Below are 22840 nucleotides of genomic sequence, written 5' to 3' on the forward strand. Positions count from 1 at the left end.
GTGAATAAAATTTATTTTATTTTTATTTTGTATAAACATAATTTATGCTCAAGTTGATTATTGTGGTACAGATGATAATTCTGCATTGAACTTAAATGACAATAATAATTCCTGTAGTATTCATAATCTTTCAAATTATTCTGCTTAAATTGATGAGAATTATTTAAGCACTTTTAGTCAAGTATCACTAGACCTGGTAATTTGGGGATTAAAAAAAACAGACGGAACTCAATCAATTAATCAAGAAGATGCTCATAACATGACTGAATTTCTAAACAGTGTTTATGGTGAGTTTAATATTTGTTTTAACTTAATTAAGTTTGACCATATTATTTCTGATGAAGGCTATGACGGTGATGATATTACTAATTTATTTAATACTCTGTATGATGGAATTGCCTTACAGATTTTTGTTCCAAACGATTATCAATACAGAGGCCAAGCCAGGTTTTATGAATTAAAAAATGTTGTCAGAAAAGATCAAATTGATACTGGTATTCTAAATCATGACGTTGGACATAATTTGGGCTTGAGACATCCCTTTATATGTGAAAGAGTTACTCGTGATCCTTCTAATCCAAATTATAATGCTGATGTAGCTGGGGATTATGTAATAGATACAAACGCTGCACCTAATTTCTATCCGATTATGAATTACGTTTCAGAAGATTGTAAAACATATAGCGGTAACCTAACAAATTGTCACGGAGAACAATATACAAACCTAACCGAAAGTGACCTTAAAAATGTAATGACTTGGACTTTTTGTCCTAGAATTATTTTCACTACTGGCCAGAAAATCACAATACACGAAACATTGCAAAATTGTTCGAGTAAACTATTCAATAATACAATTAACGAGAATGCTATAGACTTAACTTCTAAGAATTCAGATCTAGATTATAGTATTGAGCCTGACAATCAAACTGGTGTCATTTGGGAAAGTCCTGATATCTGGGTAAGGAATCAATCTGATGGCTTTATCATACAAGAAGATGAAGTTTTAAAGTTTGTCAGCAATCAAACAGCTGTTTATGTCTATGTTAAAGTACGCAACATATTTTGCGACGCTTCTTCTGGTGAGGATGAATTGAAATTATACTGGGCTAAGGGTGGTCTTTCACAAGATTGGCCAACAGTTTGGGAAGGTGCAACTGCAAATGGGCTACAAATCGGTAATAATGTAGGAACTAAAAATATTCCTTCAATTTCTGCTGGAGGGCATACAATTTTGGAGTTTGAGTGGCAACCTGTTAATCCTGATATTTACGAAGATGCTGGTTTTAAAAAGCCTTGGATGTTTTGTTTTTTGAGTAGAATAGTTTCTCAAGATGACCCTATGTCTTATCCTGAAATAGCAAATGTTGCTGAAAATACTAGAAATAACAATATCATCGCCTATAAAAATACAACAGTTGAAAACATTGGTTTGTCAGGTGAGCTTGGTAGCATCTTTGTTGGTAATTTCAATGAAAATGAAATGAAACGAATCGAAGAGAAATAGGTCGCACATTTGCTGGAAAACAAAAAAAGAATATTCATAACACTATTAATTTTTTCACTTCCAATAACTCAAAACTATTCAACGATGCAGAGGTCACTATTTATTTAAATGAAGATATTTGGAAATTATGGCAATCTTGTGGCGGTCGCTCATCAAATATAAGAATAAAAGACGCAAACACTAGAGAAGTTATTCTAACAAATAATTATGCCACTTTAGAGGGCATTATCTTTAAAACTGGAGATTGGGGAATATTAACCCCTAAAGTGAATTTTTTAATTAAAGAATTAGGTAATGAAAGTGATTATAGGCTTTATGTTTCGCAAACTGAATCTTCTGGACATGAAGTACTTGGCGGATACACCTATAATATAAAAAGAGACAAAAATAGATCACACTTTATAGCTAATGCAGTTTCAAGTAACAATGGTGCAGAATTAAATGCTCTCGATATTAACGAAGAAGCCATATATAACTGGTATAATGAAAATGATAAACTTATATCCACAGATAAAAAATTGATCTTAAATAATTTTGAAAATAAAGAATACAAATTGGAAGTTATAACTAAGTCTGATGGTTATAAAGATTATAAACATATTACTGTTAATAGCCCTTTCAAAATAGTAACTATAAGTCCTAATCCCGCGCCTAATTTAATACATGTAAAATATCAGATTCCTAAAAATACAACTAATACTTATTTATCTATTACAAATTATTTAGGTTTTAACGTCAATACTCATTTATTAACTGAAAATAGCTCTAATATCAAAATTAGCACAAAGGGTATGGTAAATGGAGTTTATATCATATATTTAATACATGGAGGTAAAGTTATAGATTCTAAACAACTTATTAAAAAATAAAAATATGTATTACAGTAAATTAATTATTATGTTCGGAATTATCTTTATTTGTATACATTTTGGATATTCACAAACAACAAATATTCCTGATGAAAATTTTGAACAAGCACTTATTGATCTTGGTATTGATAGCGACGGCATAGTCAATGGTCAAGTTTTGACCGCTGATATTGTGAATGTAACAGAATTAGATCTATCCGTTGATTCATTTAATGAACCTGATTATTCTGATTTAGATATTACTGGAATTTCAGATTTTACAGCATTAGAAATTCTAAATTTAGGAGAACAACCAATTAATTGGAATATAGACGATGAAAATATACTAAATTCTAATCTTAACTTGAGGGAAATCTATATTAACAAGGAATCTATAGATGTCGGCTGGACTATAGCTATTGAAAGTTTAAATCTGGGTAATCTCCAAGATTTAGAATATGTTGACTTAGGAAATGTTTATATCAATTCCATAATTCTAGATAATCCCAATTTTGATTATGAAAATTTGACATTGAATTTATTTACAGACTATGATTTGACCCATAATTTTTGCATTCAAGTTAATGATCCAGTTGCAGCAAATAATAATAATCCTCCTTACGATACTTGGACAATAAATTTTAATGATTTCTATACTTCATACAGTTTCACTTCAAATTGCACGTTAAGTACGGATGATTTTGAGAGCTTCTATTCAATTTCACTGTTTCCAAACCCAGTACAGGAACGTTTGTATTTTGAAAATCCGAAGCAGATTACAATAAACGAAGTCGAAATCTTTAATATGGAAGGTAAATTAGTAAAAACATTTTCTGAAATTAAAAATGGAATCAACTTTGTAAACTTAGGTCGAGGTGTTTATTTTGTAAAAGTGAAAAATCAAAAAACAACAGAAACGTTTAAAATTTTGAAACAATAAAAATCTTTAATTGAGGTTAAATAGCATGTTTTTATTCAGTAATATCCTTTTATTTATTGAATGTGTTTTGAACTCTTCTCAATTATCGTAAATATAGATCTCAGTAGCTCCTAAACCGTATTTTTGGTAATCTGCATCGTAAAATTCAACCTGGTCATACCGTCTAAAAAGAGTGTGTAATTCTGCTTTCAAAACACCTTGCCCAACGCCATGAATAAAAACAATGCGTTTGATTCTCTTTTCGATAGCAAATTCTATTTTCTTTCGGCTATGTTCCAGTTGAATATTGAGCATTTCAAAATTGGAAAGGTGTCCAGATTTGTCGACCAAGTTATGAATATGAAGATCTACTTCCATCGCTGGCTGTTGTCTTTTAGGCTTTTGAGAGGGTTGCTTTGGTTTTCGGTTGAGGTCAGCATTCAGTTTTTGAATTAAACTATCGTCTCCCATATCAATGTCCAAATCGCCTTCGGTTTTTACCACCAAAGAAAATGGGACTTTCATTTCGAAGCCATCAGAGGTTTCAAAAGTAACTTCATGGTCATCTACTTTTATCACAATACCAGACACGTTATCGTCCAGAAGTTCTACCTTATCTCCTATCCTAAAATTTCTATTGCTCATCTTCAGAAGATTCTTCGTTATCTTTGGGGTTGTCTTTTGCCCACTGCTTGGTCGAATTATACAAACCCACCATGAGAATAACCAAACCTCCTATTTTTATATATACATTGTCATCAATATCGATAAGATCGTAAATAAGAAGACCTGCTCCAATAATAATAAAAGCTGTATAAATAGCTTGTTTTTTAGTATTAATCATGTTTAAGGATTTTTAAAAAATCAAAGATAAGGTCAATTTCTGTTTAGAGACAACAATTCTTCTAGGTATTGCCGATCGTTGGATAATCTCGGGATTTTGTGTTGGCCTCCCAATTTATTATTTTGCTTTAACCAATGCTGAAATAGCTTAGGTCTAGCTTCATGAAGGGTCAATAAATCTAAAGTCATATTATTAAAGCGCTTAGCTTCATAGTCACTGTTGATGTCTTGTAGATTTTGATCTAAGCATTTTCTGAAATTGTTTAAGCAGGAAGGAGGTGTCTTAAATTCAATAATCCATTCATGCGCACCTTTATTTTTACCTTCCATAAATATTGGAGCCGCTGTATATTCCATAACCTCGCAATCAAGTTCGCAAGCGGTTTTCTTTATGGCAGCTTCTGCATTTTCAATAATAAGCTCTTCACCAAAGACATTAATGTGGTGTTTGGTCCTACCTGTGACTCTTATTCTAAACGGATCCAAAGAAGTAAACCGAATTGTATCTCCAATTTTATAACGCCATAAGCCTGCGTTGGTAGTAATCACTAATGCATAATTTTCATTTAGCTCCACCTCACTCAAAGAAATCACTTTTTCATGAGGAGTCCCGTGAGTAGACATGGGGATGAATTCAAAGAAAATCCCGTAATCCAACATCAAAAGCAAGTCACTAGAATCATTTAGGTCTTGAGCGGCAAAGAAACCTTCTGAAGCATTGTAGATTTCATAATACTTCATTTTAGAGCTTTTTATAAGTTTATCGTATTGGTTTCTATACGGTTCAAAACTTACGCCTCCATGAAAATAAACTTCAAGATCTGGCCAGACTTCATCAATAGAAGATTTTCCAGTTGTTTTGAGTACATCGTTCATTAGCACCAACATCCAAGAAGGCACCCCAGCAAGACTCGTTACTCGCTCTTTTATAGTTTCGTCTACAATGGCTTGCATTTTTGTTTCCCAATCGCTCATTAAAGAGACACCACTACCAGGAGTACTACTAAAACTTGCCCAAAAAGGCATATTATAAATAAGCAAAGCAGAGAGATCTCCATAGGAGGTTCCATTGTTTTGATAAATTTCTTTACTTCCACCAAGTCTTAGGCTTTTACCTGTAAATAGTTTGGAATCTGGGTTATTATTGAGATACATACAAAGCAAGTCTTTGCTTGCCGCATAATGGCAGTCTTCGAGAGACTCTTGGCTCACGGGTATAAACTTGCTTTTGGCACTAGTGGTCCCACTAGATTTAGCAAACATTGTAATAGGTGTAGGCCAAATAAGATTACTTTCGCCGCGTCTAGTGCGCTCGAAAGTAGGTTCTAAGTCTTCATAAACTTGAATAGGAAGCCTCTCTTTAAAAGTATCGTAATTTTTTATATCATGAAACCCATAGTTTTTTCCAAATTCCGTATTTTGGGCTTTACAAAGCAAATCCAGAAGTAATTCGTTTTGAACTTCATTAGGATGTTTTTTAAACAATTCCATATGATGAATGCGCTTCTTCAAAATCCAAGAAGCTATAGAATTTACAATCGGTATGGCCATACAATCAATATATTTAAATTCTGAATTCTTAACTGACTTTACCGTTAACAATTCATCAAACTTAATAAAAAATGCAATATAGAGGAGTCTTAAGAAAAATGAAAACTGAGAATAATGAAGAAGTCGATTATTTTCTAGAATTTGAAAATGATATTGTTCACATCAATCAATTACTAGATAAGGAAGTAGCGATTTATTTTGTAGAATATCAGTGTTTAAACTGCGGGAAAAATAAAAAAATATTCAGACAAGGTTTTTGTTATGACTGTTTTCAAGAAATTCCAAGTGCAGGAGATTGGATTATGCACCCAGAATTGAGCAAAGCTCATTTAGATGAAGAAGATAGAGATTTGGACTACGAGAAAAAAGTACAATTACAACCTCATATTGTTTATCTAGCTAATTCTAGCAATGTAAAGGTAGGAGTAACTCGAAAAAGTCAAATTCCGACGCGTTGGATAGATCAAGGCGCTCACGAAGCGATTGTTATCCTTGAAACTCCAAATCGATATCTAGCCGGTATAACTGAGGTCGCCCTGAAAAAACATGTCGCCGATAAAACCAATTGGCGAACCATGCTGAAAAATGAAATCGAGGACAAAAACTTAGCAGAAGAACGCGATAAGCTCAAAGAATTTATACCCGACGAAACCAAAGCGTTTTATCTTGAAGATAGTCAGGAACTCAACATCAATTTTCCTGTCATAGAGTACCCAAAAAAATTAAAAAGCTTAAACTTAGAAAAGAATAACACCTATAAAGGAAAACTAAAAGGGATAAAAGGGCAGTATTTGATTTTTGAAAACGATGTAGTCTTCAATGTTCGCAATAGTGAAGGCTATGTTGTGGATTTTGAAATATTATCCTAAACAAAAATACCCTGTGATTAGAAATCACAGGGTTTATATATCTATCTAAAAAATACTACATATTATCCTTCTCTCTCAGAGACTGGATATATTGAGCTTTTTTAAGATTTTGTCTTTTTTCAACAGATTTTTTCGTGAATTGTTTCTTATCACGAAGGGTTTGAAGAACTTTAGTATCTCTAAACTTTCGCTTAAGACGCTTTAATGCTCTTTCAATTTTCTCACCATCTTTAACTTTAACTACTAACATATAATGATTAATTATTTACAGTTGACATAAATTTTCGAATTGCAAATATAGATAATTCAAACTTTCCAACCTTATATAAGGTGATAATTTTTAATATTTAATTTGAATTTCTTTTATATCAAAAGAATCTATTCTATCCTCCTTAAATTCAACGATTAACCGACCGTAATTATCGACACCTCTGAGTAATCCTTGCATGAGACTCCCATCCGGGTATTGATACATACCAACTTTATTATATTTAAAAAGATGGGAATAATACAACTCCAAAACATCATGATAGCTATAAGTATTAAACTTTAAGGGAATATCTTCAATTTCAATAAGTAAATCCTTCAGGAGAATTTCCAAATCGAAAGTGCTTCCAGTCATAGATTTCAAAGAAAACGCTTTAGGCAGTCCTGGAAATTCATCTTGATTAACATTGAGACCGATACCAATTACGCTAGCTCCAGCTCGATTTTGATTGAACATATTTTCTATTAATATTCCTCCTATTTTAAATTGACGTGACAGGATGTCGTTAGGCCATTTTATTGACAACTTAGGAATGTCATACTTTTCTAAAGCCGCTATAAGCGCCAAAGCAACCAATGCACTAAGCTTAAAAGTTTGTTTATGTATATCATTTAGACCAGGGAGATAGACACTGAAAGTTAGATTCTTACCTGCCTGGCTTTGCCAAGTGGTTCCACGTTGTCCGCGACCAGAGATTTGGTTGTCTGACACCAAACAACAAGGTACTTTTATAGAATTCAACTTTACATAGTCCTTTAAAGAAGTATTTGTTGAACTTGTGGCATCAACTTTGACAAGTTTCATAGAGAGCTTAGATATCGAATAATCTTTTGTTAACTGTGGCAAAAAAAGGGATTAAAAACCTATTTTTGCGTTAAAAATCAAGGAATTTTAATGGGTACGAAAAAAGAAAACTTAGACCAGCTAATTACACATATTATACAAGGTATAGAAGAAGTTAAAGGAAATGATATAGAAATTATAGATTTGAGAGAACTTGAAAACACGGTTTGTGATTATTTCATAGTTTGCTCTGGTAGCTCCAACACACAAGTAGATGCTATTGAGAGTTCTGTAAGAAAAGCAGTAAGCAAAGCATTACACGACAAGCCATGGCACGTTGAAGGACTTGAAAATTCCCAGTGGGTATTAATGGATTACGTAAATGTCGTTGTTCATATTTTCCAAACACAAGTTAGAGAATATTACGACATAGAAAGCTTATGGGGAGATGCGAAAATAACCTCTATCCAATCTAATTACTAAATAAGAGAGAGACATAATGGCTAAAAAAGCAACACAAAAGAAAACAACAAATAAAGAACCAAAGAAACCTAAATTCAACTCATATTGGATATACATCGGCATTATAGTCATTTTCTTGGGAGTTCAATTTTTTGGAGGAAGCGGTTTTAGTGAACCCAATAAAACCAGTTTAGCTCAATTCGAAAATTTTCTTATAGACGGGGATGTTGAAAAAGTAAACATTGTCAAAAATTCTAGAATTGCAGAAGTTTTTTTAACGACTGAAGCAAAAGCTAAACCTAAACACAAAGGGACTGGCGAAGATCCAGTTTTTGCATCTTCTGGCAATCCTGATTATTCTTTTGAATTTGGTGATTTACAAAACTTTGAAAACACCATTGAAAAAATCAAACAGGAACAGAATATCAACACTAGCGTTTATTATGAAACGCGTTCCAATTATTTCAGTGAAATCCTCATAGGCTTACTTCCTATTATTTTAATAGTCGGTATCTGGATCTTTATCATGAAACGCATGAGTAAAGGTGGCGGAGGTGGCCCAGGTGGTCAACTTTTTAATATTGGTAAATCCAAGGCAAAACTTTTCGATGAAAAGAAAGATATTAAAACATCTTTTAAAGACGTCGCTGGCCTTGAAGGTGCAAAAGATGAAGTGCAAGAAATCGTAGATTTTCTAAAACACCCTGATAAATACACTAATTTGGGTGGTAAAATACCTAAAGGAGCCTTATTGGTAGGTCCTCCAGGAACTGGTAAAACACTTCTTGCGAAAGCTGTTGCAGGTGAAGCAGGTGTCCCATTCTTCTCTTTATCTGGGTCTGATTTTGTTGAAATGTTTGTGGGTGTTGGGGCTTCAAGAGTAAGAGACCTTTTCAAACAAGCTAAAGAAAAATCACCTTCGATTATTTTTATAGATGAGATCGATGCCATTGGCCGCTCTAGAGGTAAAGGAAATATGTCAGGTTCAAATGATGAGCGTGAAAATACCCTGAATCAACTCTTAACAGAAATGGATGGGTTTGGAACCAATACCAATGTTATTGTCATTGCAGCTACAAACCGTGCGGATGTTTTAGATAAAGCCCTCATGAGAGCAGGTCGATTTGATAGACAGATTTATGTAGATCTTCCAGACGTTAAGGAAAGAGAAGAGATATTTGAAGTGCATTTAAAGCCACTCAAAAAAGTAGACAATGAGCTTGACACTGTATTTTTAGCCAAACAAACTCCAGGATTTTCTGGAGCGGATATAGCTAACCTATGTAACGAAGCTGCATTAATTGCCGCAAGAAATAACAGCAAAGCTGTTGGTAAACAAGATTTCTTAGATGCTGTAGATAGAATTGTAGGAGGACTAGAGAAGAAAAACAAAATCATGTCCAAAGATGAAAAGAAAGCTATTGCTTTTCATGAGGCTGGACACGCCACTGTAAGTTGGATGCTGGAATATGCAGCCCCTTTGGTAAAAGTTACTATTGTACCGCGTGGACGATCTCTAGGAGCAGCTTGGTACCTTCCTGAAGAAAGACATATTGTACGTACGGAGCAACTCTTGGATGAAATGTGTGCTACAATGGGTGGCCGTGCCGCTGAGAAAGTGATTTTTAATAAAATCTCGACTGGAGCTTTAAGCGATTTAGAAAAAGTAACAAAGCAAGCTAAAGCAATGGTAACCGTCTATGGTCTGAGTGAAAAAATAGGAAATCTTACCTATTACGATTCCTCAGGTCAATCGGATTATAATTTCACGAAGCCTTACAGTGATAAAACTTCAGAATTAATTGATGAAGAAATTTCTAAAATTATTGAAGAGCAATACAAAAGAGCGATTGGTATTTTAGAAAATCATAAAGGTCAATTGAACGAGCTTGCCGATTTATTATTGGAAAAAGAGGTGATATTTAAAGATGATTTAGTGAAAATCTTTGGAGAAAGACCTTTTATAAAGCCAGAAATGATCGATAATACTGAAAGACAGAAAAAGAAATCGGACGAGAGAGAAGCAAACCAAAGAGCTTCAGAAGAAAGAAATAAGCAGCAAAAAGAATCCGAAGACAAAACTGACGGAGATAATAATGATGATCCTAAAAAGGATGACAAAGTGGAAAGCAATTAAGTAACATTAAAAAACCTTTATAAATTTATTAAAAACCTGATTTAGACTTTGTCAATATCAGGTTTTTTTTATATTTGATTAAAATGTATATTTGAATAAAATTTATGCAATTTTTATGAACTTTATAAAACGCCTTTTAGGCCTCGAGACAAAAGAAGATACCGACAAGTATGGTAACGAGATAGGCAAATTCATGCCTCAGCCTGAAATGCCTGTTGATGAAGAGTTCATGATAAATTTCAAAAAAAATGGTGGTAAGTTTTTATACTGTGAAAACGAAAATGAATTAAGGCTTAATTTTTTTGAAATCATAAAAGAAAACCACTGGGAAGAATGTGAAGCTTATTGTAGCAATTTAGAACTTGCAAAAACTTTTGAACACACAAAATTAAAATTCAATAAGAACTTGAGTGCTTGCCTCTTCTTGTCTGACTGTGAATTTTTAATTTCAAATACAGGAGCAATTCTAGTGAGTTCTTGCCAAATGGGAGATAAAAAATTAGCAGATCTTCCTCTTAATTTCATAATGGTTGCTAAAACTAGTCAGATGATTAAAACCATAGGCGAAGGACTGCAAAAAATAAATAAAAAACACGATAGAATACTGCCTACCAACATCACTACTATTAAAACTTTTGAAGAAAAGGAAGATTCTGATTTTATGAGCTACGGAAGTACTCCAAAAAATTTATATTTGCTTCTTTTAGAAGATCTATAGCGAATGTCTGAAATTCTCAAGAGAAGCATTACTGGTGCTTTGTATATTATTATTATTGTATCTACTGCTTTTTTAAGTCACTATCTACTGCTTGTATTTTTTACAGTAGTGGGTTTTATTTGTTTAAGAGAATTTCAAACTCTCTTACACTTTAAAAATGTAATGTCGTACTTCTCTCTGGTAGTCCTTCTGTATTACTTCAATTTTACAGAAATTTACTTACCGGTTCTCATTGCTTATTTGGCTATGACCTTGGTCGTCAAACTATTCCTCTTAAAAGATTTATATACCCTAAACGACATTCCCATTTTTGATGGGAGAAAGCATTTGCTTACTTTATTTTATATCATTCCCTCTATTATTTTTTTAACTATGATTCCTGTTTACAAAGAAAATTACGAATATGTGCTGGTGGGAACTTTTGTGCTCATCTGGACGAATGATTCTTTCGCTTATCTTGTGGGTAAAAACTTTGGAAAACATAAGTTATTCGAAAGAATTTCACCTAAGAAAACAATAGAAGGTTTTATTGGAGGAGCAGTATTTACAGTCGCTATGGGCTACTTAATATTTACCTATATAAATATCTTGCCCTGGTGGGCTTGGATTGTTTTAGCGCTTATTGTAAGTGTTTTTGGAACACTTGGAGATTTAGTACAATCCAAGTTTAAACGGAAAGCGGATGTAAAAGATAGTGGAAAAATAATGCCGGGTCACGGCGGTATATTCGATAGGATGGATAGCATGCTTTTTTCGAGTACTTTTGTTTTTATTTTTATTTTATTAGTTGATTATGTTTCATAAAGAAGGTTATAAAATTTTAGTTTCAAGTTTGATAGGGTTGATTATCATTAATCTTTTATCCAACTTACTTATTAATAAACAGTGGATTGTGACCACTATTTTCTTGGCCACACTTGTTATGTTCATTCTTGTTGCACAGTTTTTTAGAAACCCTAAGCGGCATGTTAAAAAGAATGAAAAAAACATCTTATCTCCAGTCGATGGTAAAGTCGTCGCTATAGAAAAAGTATTTGAACCAGAATTTGTAAACGAAGAGCGCTTGCAAGTCTCTATATTCATGTCTCCTATAAATGTTCACGTCACTAGATATCCCATTGGCGGTAAAATATTATATACCAAATACCACCCTGGTAAATTTCTTGTCGCTTGGCATCCAAAGTCTAGTGAAGAAAACGAGAGAACTACCGTTGTTGTAGAGACACAAAAATTTGGAAATATTTTATTTAGACAAATAGCGGGTGCTGTTGCAAGACGAATTGTAAACTATGCAGAGCAGGACCTAATAGCAGTTCAGGGAGAGGACTCTGGATTTATAAAATTTGGATCGAGAGTTGATTTATTTTTACCTGTGGATTCGGAAGTCTCTGTATCTATCAACGATAAAGTGAAAGGCGGGAAATCTATCATTTTAAAAGCCAAGTAAAATGGATTTAGAAAAGCTTACAGAAAAAGAGGTTGAAAAGCTTTTTGAACATGCTTATCAAAAGGTGAGCGAAACCGATAAAAAATTTCCTCAAGATGTTCTTTTATACTTTTATGCCTACTATAAACATGCTAAGAACGAATCTGATTTAAAAGTCACCCAAAACCCCATTAGTGGAGAAGAACTCGTCAATGCTTTTAAGGCTAATGCTATGTTTCAAGTAAAGACATTTTCTGTACAAGAATCCAAATTAAAATATATCCGCCTTGCCCAACTTCAGCTCGGAGACGAATTTGATTCTCAAATAAAAAAGGTCTAATTTTTAATTAAAATTGACCTTTTTTATTTTATCCTTTTACAAGGAACTATAAGTTCTCCAAACTCGCTGTGATTGTTTGAATTTGAGCTAAAGCATCAGCTTTCTTTTGCTTCTCAAGATTAACCACTTGTTCTGGAGCATTATTAACAAACCTTTCGTTGGCTAACTTTTTATCCACAGATATCAAGAAACCTTCGTAATATTTAAGTTCCTCTTTTAATTTTACCTTTTCTGCCTCTACATCAATAGCCCCTTCCACAGGAATAAAGTACTCGTTAGATTTGACTCGAAACGTTAAACTACCTTCAATTGCTGAATCTACATAAGTAAGGTTTTGCAGATTACCCATTTTTTTGATAACAGTATCAAAAGCTTTTGATACTGACTCGTTGTTGAGAATCAGAAGGTCAATTTCATTTTTGAAAGCTATATTTTTTTCTTTACGTATGGTTCTTATTCCTGAAATGACTTCCGCAGTAAAAGCAAATTCAGGAATAATAGAAGAATCATATTTCTTTTGCTCTGGCCATAAGGATACGGTTAAAGCCTCTGAGGGCTTTCTTTCAGCAATTTGATGCCATATTTCTTCTGTTACAAATGGCATAAAGGGATGTAATATTTTGAGATTGTCTTCAAATAAGGCAATAGCAGATTCTAGTGTTTTAGTATCAACAGGCTGTTCGTAACCTGGCTTTATGATTTCTAAAAACCAAGAACAGAAATCGTCCCAAACCAGTTTATAACTTGTCATCAAGGCATCAGAAATTCTATATTTTGAATAATGATCTTCTAGCTCTCGTAATTTATCTTGAAAAACAGCTTCATACCATTGTATTGCTGTTTTGGAAGATTCTGGCTGCTCTATAGTTTCGCTGACTTCCCAAGAAGTAATCAATTTAAAAGCATTCCAAATTTTATTACTAAAGCCTTTACCCTGTTGGCATAAAGCTTCATCGAATAACAGATCATTCCCAGCAGCATTACTCAATAATAAACCTACTCTTACACCATCTGCACTATAATTGTCTATCAATTCTAAAGCATCTGGAGAATTTCCCAAAGATTTAGACATTTTTTTCCTTTGCTTATCTCGTACTAAGCCTGTGAGGTATACATTTTCAAAGGGCTTCTGACCCGTATATTCATATCCTGCCATAATCATACGGGCTACCCAGAAAAATAAAATATCTGGACCAGTCACCAAATCGTTGGTAGGATAATAGTATTGGAATTCTTCATTTTCTGGATTTCTTATCCCATCGAAAACACTCATAGGCCATAACCAAGAGGAAAACCAGGTATCCAAAACATCACTATCTTGGGTTAAATCTGATAGTGATAATGATTTTCCTGATTTTTCTTTTGCTAAGTGTAAAGCGTCTTCTTTTGTCTTTGCAACTACATAGTCATTTTCACCATCCCCAAAATAATAAGCTGGAATTTGATGCCCCCACCAAAGCTGTCTCGATATGTTCCAATCCCGGATATTTTCCATCCAGTGTCGGTAGGTGTTTTCAAACTTCTTGGGGTGAAGGTGAATTTCATCTGATTCCAAGACAGCTGTAATCGCAGGTTTTGCTAGATCTTTCATCTTCAAAAACCACTGATCTGACAATCTTGGTTCTATAACGGCCTTCGTCCTTTCCGAGGTACCGACTTTGTTGGTATAATTTTCAGTTTTAAGCAAGAATCCTTGTTCATCTAATGCTTTAACAAAGTTTGTCCTTGCTACGAAGCGATCTTGACCTTCATAATCTAGTCCAAAACTATTTAAGGTGGCATCCTCATTAAAAATATCGTAGACCTCTAAGTTGTGTTTTTCCCCTAATACTTTATCATTTTCATCATGTGCCGGGGTCACTTTAAGGCAACCCGTTCCAAACTCCATATCCACGTAGTCGTCTTCAATAATTGGGATATGTCTTCCCACGATTGGAACAATAACCTTTTTACCTCTAAGATGAGAAAATCTAGTATCATTGGGATTAATACAAATAGCAGAATCACCGAAAATAGTCTCTGGCCTTGTGGTTGCTATGGTCAATTTTCCTTCAGAATCTGCTAGTTGATAAGACACGAAGTAGAGTTTACCTTGTTTTTCTTCATAAATCACTTCTTCATCAGACAAGGTAGTCTTAGCTTCTGGATCCCAATTTACCATGCGATAGCCCCGGTAGATCAAGCCTTTATTATGTAAGTCTATAAAGGACTGCACAACCGACTCGTACATATCGTCGTCCAAAGTAAATTTGGTACGCTCCCAATCACAAGAAGCTCCTAGCTTTTTTAATTGATTCAAAATTCTACCACCGTAGTCATCGGTCCATTCCCAAGCGTGTTTTAAAAAATCTTCTCGGCTCATGTCCGCTTTAGAAATTCCATCTGCTTTAAGCTTAGCGACTACTTTAGCTTCCGTAGCAATAGAAGCATGATCTGTTCCGGGTACCCAACAGGCATTTTTACCAAGTAATCTAGCTCTTCTTACAAGAACATCTTGGATAGTATTATTAAGCATGTGGCCCATGTGTAAAACTCCAGTAACATTTGGCGGAGGAATAACTATGGAATAAGGTTCTCTTTCATCCACCTCAGAGTGAAAAAAATTATGCTTTTCCCAATAGGAATACCATTTTTGTTCTGCTTCTTTGGAATTATACTTGAGTGTACTTGACATGGTTGAGTAAATATTTGAATCCGCAAAATTACTGATAAGTCCACAAACTAAAAAAATTAAGAATTGAATTATCTGAAGAATTTTAAGATTAGAAATTCTTGACTATATTTACTCTATGAAAAACTTTACATTCCTATGTTTTCTATGGTTTCATTTCATAACGTTTGGGCAAAACCCTGAAGGTTTAAGCTTCGAAGCTACAACTTATGATTTTGGAACTATAGAGTCAAAAACCAACGCAAAAGCAGTATTTAAGTTCGAGAATATCTCAAATTCTGCTATTGAAATTTTAAAAATACATGGCCAAGGCCATTGTATAGAAATCGACTCTTCTAGTTTAAGAACTTATGCCCCAAAAGAGAGAGGTGAAATTTTAATTTCTTATAACATTAGCTGTAAGGGTCCTATCCGAAGAACGGTAAGCGTATTTACATCTCAAAAAGAGAATACCATTACTTTAAAACTTATTGGAAAAGTCTCTGAATAAAATTTATTTAATTAAGCTGGGATCTCAAAATGATAGTTCTTTTTAAGGTGACATCTCCCCTTTTCAAGATGATCTTAACGCGTTCTCCCTCATCACCGCTAAGTAATTGATTAATTTTATCAAGACCTAAAGCAGTGATTGATTTGCCATTCATTTTTAAGATCCTATCCCCTATTTGAATATCAATTTCTGAAGATGGGGAATTAGGTCTTATATTAGCTACGTTTAGAATTTTTGAAATTTGCAATCGAATACTAAATTGTTCTGCAGAATTCGTTTTGGCATAACTCGACCTAGCTTGATCATTTACTCTAACTCTTAATGGCGTTTTAAAGGTATTAATTTCGTCACCTATATATTGGAGAAATAATCCACTCCTGTCATAATTGAAACTATCGTTAAAATCACTATTGGGTTTCAAATAGATATTTTGATTTCTATAATCAAAAAAAGTTACAAATCGTCTTAAAACTTCAGCTCCTAGAATTCCATTTTTATAAAGATCGGCTGTAAACAATTGAGCCGATACAGAATCTAAGTATGCAGTTCTCGGTTCAATTAATCTGTAATCTCCCAATTGTACTGACTTAGCTTTAGACCGCATGCCTTCAACCACACTTTCTAATCCATAACCTATATAATCAAAAAATGAATCATCAGGAGCAACTACGTCTTTATTTTCAAAAATCCAAAACGCATCACTAGATCCAGTATCAATTAAGAAAACTAATTCTTTTTCTGTACCATCTTTAAATTCTACCGGGATTTGAATATGAGGCTTTTTTCTTATAAACCGGAAATGAATTTTATCAAAAGCATTAAGTTTTCTTTTAAATTTATCGTGTTGATACAGCCGAAGTTCATTTCGATTATAATTTAACCTTAAAATAAAATCTTTTAGAAATTCGTAGCCTATGATACCTTGAACGTTAATACCCAGTTTACTAGAAAGATCGAATCTAGGATCAGTAATAAAGTAAACTTCTTGTTTTTCTCCGCGTACGGATCCAAAATCTATGATATTATTTGTCGTTCTAAACGCTTTTACTGGCTCTGAACTTCCTAAGCTCCTCAACGAAATATATTCCGCCTCTACTAAAGATAAAGAATCCTTAACTTGGCCAAATACTTTCGTTTTATTAACCCCTGTATCGAGTAAAAAGTTAACTGATTCTCCATTAAGCAAAGCTGATAATATGATAAGATTGTTGATTGATCTGAACTTTAAATCCACAGCTCTTTTTCCTTCATCTTTAAATTTGAATTGATTTTGAGTAAAGCAATAGTGATGATAAAATAGACTGCAGAAAACAACACTCCAAAACCATTTATTTTTCTTCATAATTTTAAAATACAAAACATTTAAAATGCAAAATAAAATTAGGTATAATTTTAATAAGCTTTTAAAGCTTTTCACATGGATTTGAAGATTGTGAATCTTGCAGTTACTAATTAAAATCACGACATTTGCTCAAAAACTACACTATGCCTAAAATATCTTCTAAGGGGCTTAATATGCCTCAATCTCCAATACGTAAGTTAGCTCCTTTTGCCGATAGAGCAATAGAGGAAGGGAAAAAAATATATTTCCTGAATATTGGTCAACCAGACATTTCAACTCCAAAAGTAGCCTTGGATGCTGTCAAGAACAATGACCTTGATATTTTGTCTTACAGTCCCTCATCGGGGTTTGAATCTTACAAGAAGAAGTTAGCCAAGTATTATGTAGAAAATGGTATTGATATTGAGGCAGATGATCTTATCGTTACTACAGGCGGGTCTGAAGCACTTCTTTTTACTATGGGAAGCATCACAGACCCAGGAGACGAAGTTATAATCCCTGAGCCTTTTTATGCAAATTATAATGGCTTTGCAGTAGCCTCTGGTGTTATTGTAAAACCAGTAGAGTCACACTTTGAAGATAATTTTGCCTTACCTCCAATAAGCGAATTTGAAAAACAGATTACAGAAAAAACGAAAGCTATAATTATTTGTAATCCAGGAAATCCTACAGGCTATTTATATACAAAAGATGAGATTCAAAAACTTGCAGATCTTGCTTTAAAACATGACCTTTTTATCGTAGCCGACGAAGTTTACAGAGAATTTGTCTACGACGGTGAAGAGCACTATTCTATTATGAGTTTGCCAGAGTTAAAGAATCATGCGATCATGGTAGATTCTGTCTCTAAGCGATATAGTATGTGTGGAGCTAGAATAGGATGTATGGTTTCTAAAAATAAAGAGTTAATGGCTACAGCTCTAAAGTTTGCTCAAGCCAGACTAAGTCCACCTACCTTTGCTCAAATTGCCAGTGAAGCTGCTCTAGAGACTAAGAAAGACTACTTTACAGAAGTAAATGAAGAATATACAAGCAGAAGAGATACCCTTATCGAAGCTCTTGAAGATATTAAAGGTGTGAAAGTCGCTAAACCCAAAGGTGCTTTTTACTGTGTTGCAGAATTACCCGTAGAAGATACCGAAGATTTTGCTAAGTGGATGCTGTCTGAGTTCGATGTTAATGGTGAAACCGTTATGGTGGCTCCAGCAGCTGGCTTCTACTCCACTCCCCATACGGGAATGAATCAAATTAGAATTGCTTATGTTCTTGAAAAACAAAACTTACTCAAAGCAGTTGCCATTATAAAAATGGCCCTACAAGCTTACGCGAAAAGATAAATGAAGTTGAAAAAAAATATTTCTTTAAAACCCTATAATACCTTCGGGGTAGATGTAAAGGCTCATCAATTCATCTCCGTAAAACACGAGGATGAATTGATTGAAATATTGAAACGATTTTATGCCTCAGAATTGTTTGTCTTGGGCGGTGGAAGTAATATGCTTCTCACTAGGGATATTACGGATACTGTTCTCCATGTTAACTTAAAAGGTATTGAAGTTTTAGAGGAAACAGACTCTCATGTTTTAGTAAAAGCCGCAGCAGGTGAAGACTGGCATGACTTTGTCATTTATTGTCTTGAAAAAGACTATGGTGGACTTGAAAACCTTTCCCTTATCCCTGGAAATGTAGGGACTTCACCTGTTCAAAACATTGGAGCTTACGGAGTCGAACTAAAAGATGTAATGTCTTACTGTGAGACTATTAATAGACAGACTTTAGCCAAAAAAAGATTTTACACAGAAGATTGTAAATTTGACTATAGGAATTCCATATTCAAGTCAAAGCTTAAAAATCAATTCATTATCACAAGTGTGGTTTTCAAACTGACCAAAAACAACCATCATCTTAAATTAGATTATGGCTCATTAAAAACTGAACTTGAGTCTCAAAATATCACTCAACCTACTATAAAAGATGTTTCTAAAGCTGTTGTCTCCATTCGCCAATCGAAATTACCAGACCCCAAAGAAATAGGGAATAGCGGGAGTTTTTTTAAAAATCCCATTGTGAATGAAGAAACTTTCAATAGAATTCAACATGAATTCCCCAACTTACCTCACTATAAAATAGATGCCAAATCTATCAAAATCCCTGCAGGTTGGCTTATAGAAAATGCCGGTCTTAAGGGCTATCGGAAAGGAGATGCTGGAGTTCATAAAAAACAAGCCTTGGTATTGGTGAATTACGGGGGTGCAAGTGGAAAAGATATTCATGCAGTCTCCGAGCTCGTTCAAAAAGAAGTACAAAAGAAATTTAATATCCATCTTGAGAATGAAGTCAATATTTACAAGTAAGAATAATAAAGGCTTCGTTAAAAATTTGAGATAAATTCCCATTTCTTTAGAGATGATATCAACTTTTATTAAATTTGCATTATGAAACTATTATTGATCACAATTGTACTTTTAGGATTAGCAGTTGCAGGAATTGCTATAAAAATTTGGGGAAAGAAAGAAGGTAAATTCGCTGGAACCTGTGCAAGCCAAAGTCCATTTTTAAACAAAAGTGGTGACGCTTGTAATTTCTGTGGTAAAATGCCAGATGAGCAAACCGATTGTAACGGTTCAGAGAAAACCAAGTAACCCTATTAATACTTAAGGTTGAAATTTATACTACTCCTATTTATAATTTCAACCCTAATTTCTGTAGTCTCGCAATTCAAATATTTAAAAAGGATTTCGAACTACAAGAAAACTCCCTTTAAACCTCATCAAGATAAACGTCCAGTTAGCATAATTATTTGTGCTAAAAATGAAGAGGTAAATCTATCTTCTAATTTAGAATTTATCCTGAATCAACACTATCCAACCTTTGAAGTTATTGTAGTAAATGATTATTCTACCGATTCGACCTCGGAAGTTATTAAAACATTCCAAAACAACTATCCGAACCTTAGGCTTATTCATGCTATAGATGAGAACTCCAAATCTAAACGCAGTGCTTTAAAGCTAGGTATTCTCAAATCTAAATACAATAGAATTTTACTTACAGATGCAGATTGTAAGCCAACATCTAAATTTTGGATAACAGAAATGAATACGTGCTTAACTAAAAAGTTCAATTGTGTTCTGGGCTATTCGCCTTATGAATACAAGTCCACGTTTTTGAATAAAATGATTCAATGGGAAACTCTTCAAACTGGAATTCTTTACTCATATCGTGCTATAGAAGGTAAAGCTTATATGTCGGTGGGCAGAAACGTAATGTATCAGAAATCATTTTTTTTAGAAAGTGAAAATTTTGAAAAGGAAAGAGGCCTTACTTCAGGTGACGATGATTTATTAATTCAGAATATTAAAGACAAGTCTAAAATCAGCTTGTGCCTAAATCCAGAGAGCTTTGTTTTAAGCCAACCAAAAACGACCTGGAAATCATGGTGGAAACAAAAGCAAAGACATTATTCGACCTCTCCATTTTACGATAAATCAAGCCAACTATTTCTTGGAGGTTACCATTTTTCTCAGTTTTTATTTTGGTCAACATTTTTAATACTTTGTTTGAGCAAAGAGTGGATGCCAGCGCTATTTATATTTGGAATAGCAATTGTTGCCAAATCCTTAATAACAGTTCAATTTGAAAAGGTTTTTAAAGTTCCAAAGTCTGTTTTATGGATATGGCCTATCTTAGAAGCGAGTTTACTCATTTTACAAATGGGAATAGGAATAAGCGGAATTTTTCAAAAACAGAAATCTTGGCAGTAAAACTGAATATTTCAAACCTTATCGAAAAAGCAAGATATGGAGATCAAAATGCATTTAGATCTTTATTGAATCACTATTGGGAGGACGTTTATAGGTTTCAACTCAAAAGAACTAAAGATGCTTATGAAGCCGAAGAAATTACAGTACAAACCTTCGCTAGAGCTTTCGACAGGATAGAAACTTACGAAAATGCTTTCAAATTTAAGACTTGGCTCATCACTATCTCTAAAAATATTCACATTGACCTCACTAGAAAACAAAAACTAAAAACCTCTGAGATCGATACTAAAAGAGTTTCGCAAATCGCCGATCTTGAACCTACTGTTGAGGATAAAATCATCAAAGAACAAAATTTAAGCAATTTACTAAGGCAAATAAAAGAACTTCAACCTCATTATCAAGAAGTTATTGAATTGAGGTTTTTTAAAGAAATGAGCTATAAAGAAATAGCTGAGCGAATAGACCAGCCCATCACAAACGTGAAGGTAAAATTGTTGAGAGCCAAAAAATTATTGGCTGAAATTATTAACCAAAAGCCAGGCGATCGATGAAACTTTTTATATATATACTACTCCTTAATCTTATGGTGCCATCGCAAGGATTTAACGACAAACGCATTCTAGTTTTAACCGCTAAAGAAATGACTCCTGAAGTCACGGAACAACTAGATAGATTACAAAAGAATTCTTTGGAAATAGAAAAACGCAGACTAGCGATTTTTACACTTATAGACGGCGAGGTAAAAGCTATTATCAATTCTAGCGATAAGAGCCTTGAGTTTGTGACTAAAAATAAAGACGACTATACGGAGACTTCAACTCTAACTCTCTATTTGATAGGTTTAGATCAAGGTTTAAAAAACACCCTAAGAGGCTTAGTAAATCCTCAACAGATTTTTAATCAAATCGATAGCATGCCGATGCGACAAGCCGAAATGAGAAGAAACAGAGAGTAATTACTCACTTAGGTAAGTTTTTATATTGGCTAAGATTCTAGCTTCAATATCTTCAACTTTGGCTTTGCGAAACGTTTTTCCTGTGATTTTCTCGTACAGTTCAATATACCTTGCACTGATAGAGTTAACAACTTCTGGTGTAAGTTCTGGTATCTTCTGACCTTCTTTTCCCTGAAAACCATTGTCCATCAACCATTCTCTTACGAATTCTTTAGACAGTTGTTTTTGCTTTTCGCCTTTAGCTTGTCTTTCTTCATAGCCTTCTTTATAGAAATATCTTGAAGAATCTGGAGTGTGAATTTCGTCGATCACTACAATTTTACCATCAGGGGTTTTACCAAATTCATATTTAGTATCCACTAAAAGCAAGCCTCGTTTACTAGCTAGTTGGGATCCGCGTTCAAAAAGTTTTAAAGCATAATCCTCTAAGACTTCATAGTCTGAAGGACTGACAATTTCTTGGGCTAAAATTTTATTTTTTGAAATGTCTTGATCGTGATCACCTTGCTCCGCTTTAGTGGTAGGTGTAAGTATTGGAGAATCAAACTTGTCATTGACTTTCAAACCCTCTTTCAACTTTATTCCGCAGAGCTCTCGCTTTCCAGCACTATATTCTCTAGCAGCATGACCTACGAGATAGTTTCTGACCACCATTTCCACCTTAAAAGTTTCACATTTTACACCTACACTTACGTTAGGATCGGGAACAGCCTCTAGCCAATTAGGAACGATATCTTCGGTAGCCTTCAACATTTCTGAAGCAATTTCATTCAAAATTTGACCTTTATAAGGGATTCCTTGAGGTAAAACTACATCGAAGGCACTCAAACGATCTGTGGCTACAATCACTATTTTTTGGTTGGCAAGTGTATAGACTTCTCTCACTTTTCCTTTATAGTAATCGACTTGACCTGGTAACTTGAATTGAGTAGATAAAAGAGTTGAGCTCATGC

Annotated in this window: 25 protein-coding genes; 17 read left to right on the forward strand and 8 right to left on the reverse strand. The window is 33.9% G+C overall.

Features of this window, described 5'->3' with window-relative positions; all coding sequences use genetic code 11:
* Positions 1-259: 259 nt before the first annotated feature.
* The 3 genes from PGOND44_RS14955 to PGOND44_RS03900 all read left to right on the forward strand — a co-directional run bounded on the left by PGOND44_RS14955 (position 260) and on the right by PGOND44_RS03900 (position 3292).
* Entirely contained in the window at positions 260-1504 is a 1245-nt protein-coding gene (locus PGOND44_RS14955) for a zinc metalloprotease (protein WP_051044069.1), read from the forward strand.
* Between the two features lie 266 nt (positions 1505-1770).
* A complete protein-coding gene (locus tag PGOND44_RS03895; RefSeq protein ID WP_040555781.1) occupies positions 1771-2373 on the forward strand; it encodes a T9SS type A sorting domain-containing protein in 603 nt (200 codons plus the stop codon).
* A 28-nt stretch (positions 2374-2401) separates the two neighbouring features.
* Complete coding sequence (locus PGOND44_RS03900) at positions 2402-3292, forward strand: T9SS type A sorting domain-containing protein (protein ID WP_236611963.1); 891 nt, start codon at positions 2402-2404, stop codon at positions 3290-3292.
* Between the two features lie 78 nt (positions 3293-3370).
* Here PGOND44_RS03900 and PGOND44_RS03905 read toward each other — a convergent pair whose 3' ends face one another.
* Genes PGOND44_RS03905 through PGOND44_RS03915 form a run of 3 tightly spaced genes read right to left on the reverse strand, consistent with a single transcriptional unit; the run spans position 3371 to position 5665 of the window.
* Positions 3371-3916, reverse strand: coding sequence for a Smr/MutS family protein (locus PGOND44_RS03905; RefSeq protein WP_003436960.1), 546 nt, complete (start codon positions 3914-3916; stop codon positions 3371-3373).
* Positions 3906-4115 (reverse strand): hypothetical protein, encoded by a 210-nt coding sequence (locus tag PGOND44_RS03910; protein ID WP_003436961.1) that lies wholly within the window; start codon positions 4113-4115, stop codon positions 3906-3908. Before PGOND44_RS03910 ends, PGOND44_RS03905 begins: the two co-directional genes overlap by 11 nt.
* A 32-nt stretch (positions 4116-4147) precedes the next feature.
* On the reverse strand, positions 4148-5665 hold the full coding sequence (locus PGOND44_RS03915) for a GH3 auxin-responsive promoter family protein (RefSeq protein ID WP_003436962.1): 1518 nt from the start codon (positions 5663-5665) through the stop codon (positions 4148-4150).
* 71 nt (positions 5666-5736) lie between these two features.
* On the opposite strand from PGOND44_RS03915, the gene PGOND44_RS03920 reads away from it, so the two are divergent.
* A complete protein-coding gene (locus PGOND44_RS03920) occupies positions 5737-6534 on the forward strand; it encodes a DUF2797 domain-containing protein (protein ID WP_003436963.1) in 798 nt (265 codons plus the stop codon).
* A 55-nt stretch (positions 6535-6589) separates the two neighbouring features.
* On the opposite strand, the gene rpsU is transcribed toward PGOND44_RS03920, so the two are convergent.
* Together rpsU and PGOND44_RS03930 are read right to left on the reverse strand one after the other, a co-directional pair.
* Positions 6590-6784 (reverse strand): 30S ribosomal protein S21, encoded by a 195-nt coding sequence (gene rpsU, locus PGOND44_RS03925; protein WP_003436964.1) that lies wholly within the window; start codon positions 6782-6784, stop codon positions 6590-6592.
* A gap of 90 nt (positions 6785-6874) precedes the next feature.
* Positions 6875-7606 carry a biotin--[acetyl-CoA-carboxylase] ligase gene (locus PGOND44_RS03930; protein WP_003436965.1) on the reverse strand — a complete coding sequence of 244 codons (732 nt, stop codon included), beginning with the start codon at positions 7604-7606 and terminating at the stop codon, positions 6875-6877.
* 90 nt (positions 7607-7696) lie between these two features.
* Here PGOND44_RS03930 and rsfS point away from each other — a divergent pair, with 90 nt between their 5' ends.
* The 6 genes from rsfS (at position 7697) to PGOND44_RS03960 (ending at position 12668) form a co-directional block, all read left to right on the forward strand.
* Positions 7697-8068 (forward strand): ribosome silencing factor, encoded by a 372-nt coding sequence (gene rsfS / locus PGOND44_RS03935; protein ID WP_003436966.1) that lies wholly within the window; start codon positions 7697-7699, stop codon positions 8066-8068.
* 16 nt (positions 8069-8084) lie between these two features.
* A complete protein-coding gene (ftsH, locus tag PGOND44_RS03940; RefSeq protein ID WP_003436967.1) occupies positions 8085-10184 on the forward strand; it encodes an ATP-dependent zinc metalloprotease FtsH in 2100 nt (699 codons plus the stop codon).
* A 115-nt stretch (positions 10185-10299) separates the two neighbouring features.
* Entirely contained in the window at positions 10300-10902 is a 603-nt protein-coding gene (locus PGOND44_RS03945; protein ID WP_003436968.1) for an LUD domain-containing protein, read from the forward strand.
* 3 nt (positions 10903-10905) lie between these two features.
* Positions 10906-11706 (forward strand): phosphatidate cytidylyltransferase, encoded by an 801-nt coding sequence (locus PGOND44_RS03950; protein WP_003436969.1) that lies wholly within the window; start codon positions 10906-10908, stop codon positions 11704-11706.
* On the forward strand, positions 11696-12349 hold the full coding sequence (locus PGOND44_RS03955) for a phosphatidylserine decarboxylase family protein (RefSeq protein WP_003436970.1): 654 nt from the start codon (positions 11696-11698) through the stop codon (positions 12347-12349). Before PGOND44_RS03950 ends, PGOND44_RS03955 begins: the two co-directional genes overlap by 11 nt.
* 1 nt (position 12350) lies before the next feature.
* On the forward strand, positions 12351-12668 hold the full coding sequence (locus tag PGOND44_RS03960; RefSeq protein WP_003436971.1) for an acyl-CoA-binding protein: 318 nt from the start codon (positions 12351-12353) through the stop codon (positions 12666-12668).
* Between the two features lie 46 nt (positions 12669-12714).
* On the opposite strand, the gene PGOND44_RS03965 is transcribed toward PGOND44_RS03960, so the two are convergent.
* A complete protein-coding gene (locus PGOND44_RS03965; protein ID WP_003436972.1) occupies positions 12715-15342 on the reverse strand; it encodes a valine--tRNA ligase in 2628 nt (875 codons plus the stop codon).
* Positions 15343-15457: 115 nt separating this feature from the next.
* Here PGOND44_RS03965 and PGOND44_RS03970 point away from each other — a divergent pair, with 115 nt between their 5' ends.
* Positions 15458-15829, forward strand: coding sequence for a DUF1573 domain-containing protein (locus PGOND44_RS03970; protein WP_003436973.1), 372 nt, complete (start codon positions 15458-15460; stop codon positions 15827-15829).
* 7 nt (positions 15830-15836) lie between these two features.
* Here PGOND44_RS03970 and PGOND44_RS03975 read toward each other — a convergent pair whose 3' ends face one another.
* The gene (locus PGOND44_RS03975; protein WP_003436974.1) at positions 15837-17171 is read right to left on the reverse strand and encodes a retropepsin-like aspartic protease; all 1335 of its coding nucleotides are present in this window, start codon (positions 17169-17171) and stop codon (positions 15837-15839) included.
* 143 nt (positions 17172-17314) lie between these two features.
* Between PGOND44_RS03975 and PGOND44_RS03980 the strand changes: the two genes are divergently transcribed.
* The 6 genes from PGOND44_RS03980 (at position 17315) to PGOND44_RS04005 (ending at position 21887) form a co-directional block, all read left to right on the forward strand.
* Positions 17315-18508, forward strand: coding sequence for a pyridoxal phosphate-dependent aminotransferase (locus tag PGOND44_RS03980; protein WP_003436976.1), 1194 nt, complete (start codon positions 17315-17317; stop codon positions 18506-18508).
* Positions 18509-19525 carry a UDP-N-acetylmuramate dehydrogenase gene (gene murB / locus PGOND44_RS03985; RefSeq protein WP_003436977.1) on the forward strand — a complete coding sequence of 339 codons (1017 nt, stop codon included), beginning with the start codon at positions 18509-18511 and terminating at the stop codon, positions 19523-19525.
* An 81-nt stretch (positions 19526-19606) separates the two neighbouring features.
* On the forward strand, positions 19607-19813 hold the full coding sequence (locus PGOND44_RS03990; RefSeq protein WP_003436978.1) for a hypothetical protein: 207 nt from the start codon (positions 19607-19609) through the stop codon (positions 19811-19813).
* 18 nt (positions 19814-19831) lie between these two features.
* Positions 19832-20932, forward strand: coding sequence for a glycosyltransferase (locus PGOND44_RS03995; RefSeq protein WP_003436979.1), 1101 nt, complete (start codon positions 19832-19834; stop codon positions 20930-20932).
* Positions 20923-21483 (forward strand): RNA polymerase sigma factor, encoded by a 561-nt coding sequence (locus PGOND44_RS04000; protein WP_003436980.1) that lies wholly within the window; start codon positions 20923-20925, stop codon positions 21481-21483. The genes PGOND44_RS03995 and PGOND44_RS04000 overlap by 10 nt, the downstream gene beginning before the upstream one ends.
* Positions 21480-21887, forward strand: coding sequence for a DUF4174 domain-containing protein (locus PGOND44_RS04005; RefSeq protein ID WP_003436981.1), 408 nt, complete (start codon positions 21480-21482; stop codon positions 21885-21887). The genes PGOND44_RS04000 and PGOND44_RS04005 overlap by 4 nt, the downstream gene beginning before the upstream one ends.
* On the opposite strand, the gene PGOND44_RS04010 is transcribed toward PGOND44_RS04005, so the two are convergent.
* Entirely contained in the window at positions 21888-22838 is a 951-nt protein-coding gene (locus PGOND44_RS04010) for a phosphoribosylaminoimidazolesuccinocarboxamide synthase (protein WP_003436983.1), read from the reverse strand.
* Positions 22839-22840: the final 2 nt, after the last annotated feature.

The sequence above is a fragment of the Psychroflexus gondwanensis ACAM 44 genome (genome assembly GCF_000355905.1).
In the GTDB taxonomy this organism is placed as follows: domain Bacteria; phylum Bacteroidota; class Bacteroidia; order Flavobacteriales; family Flavobacteriaceae; genus Psychroflexus; species Psychroflexus gondwanensis.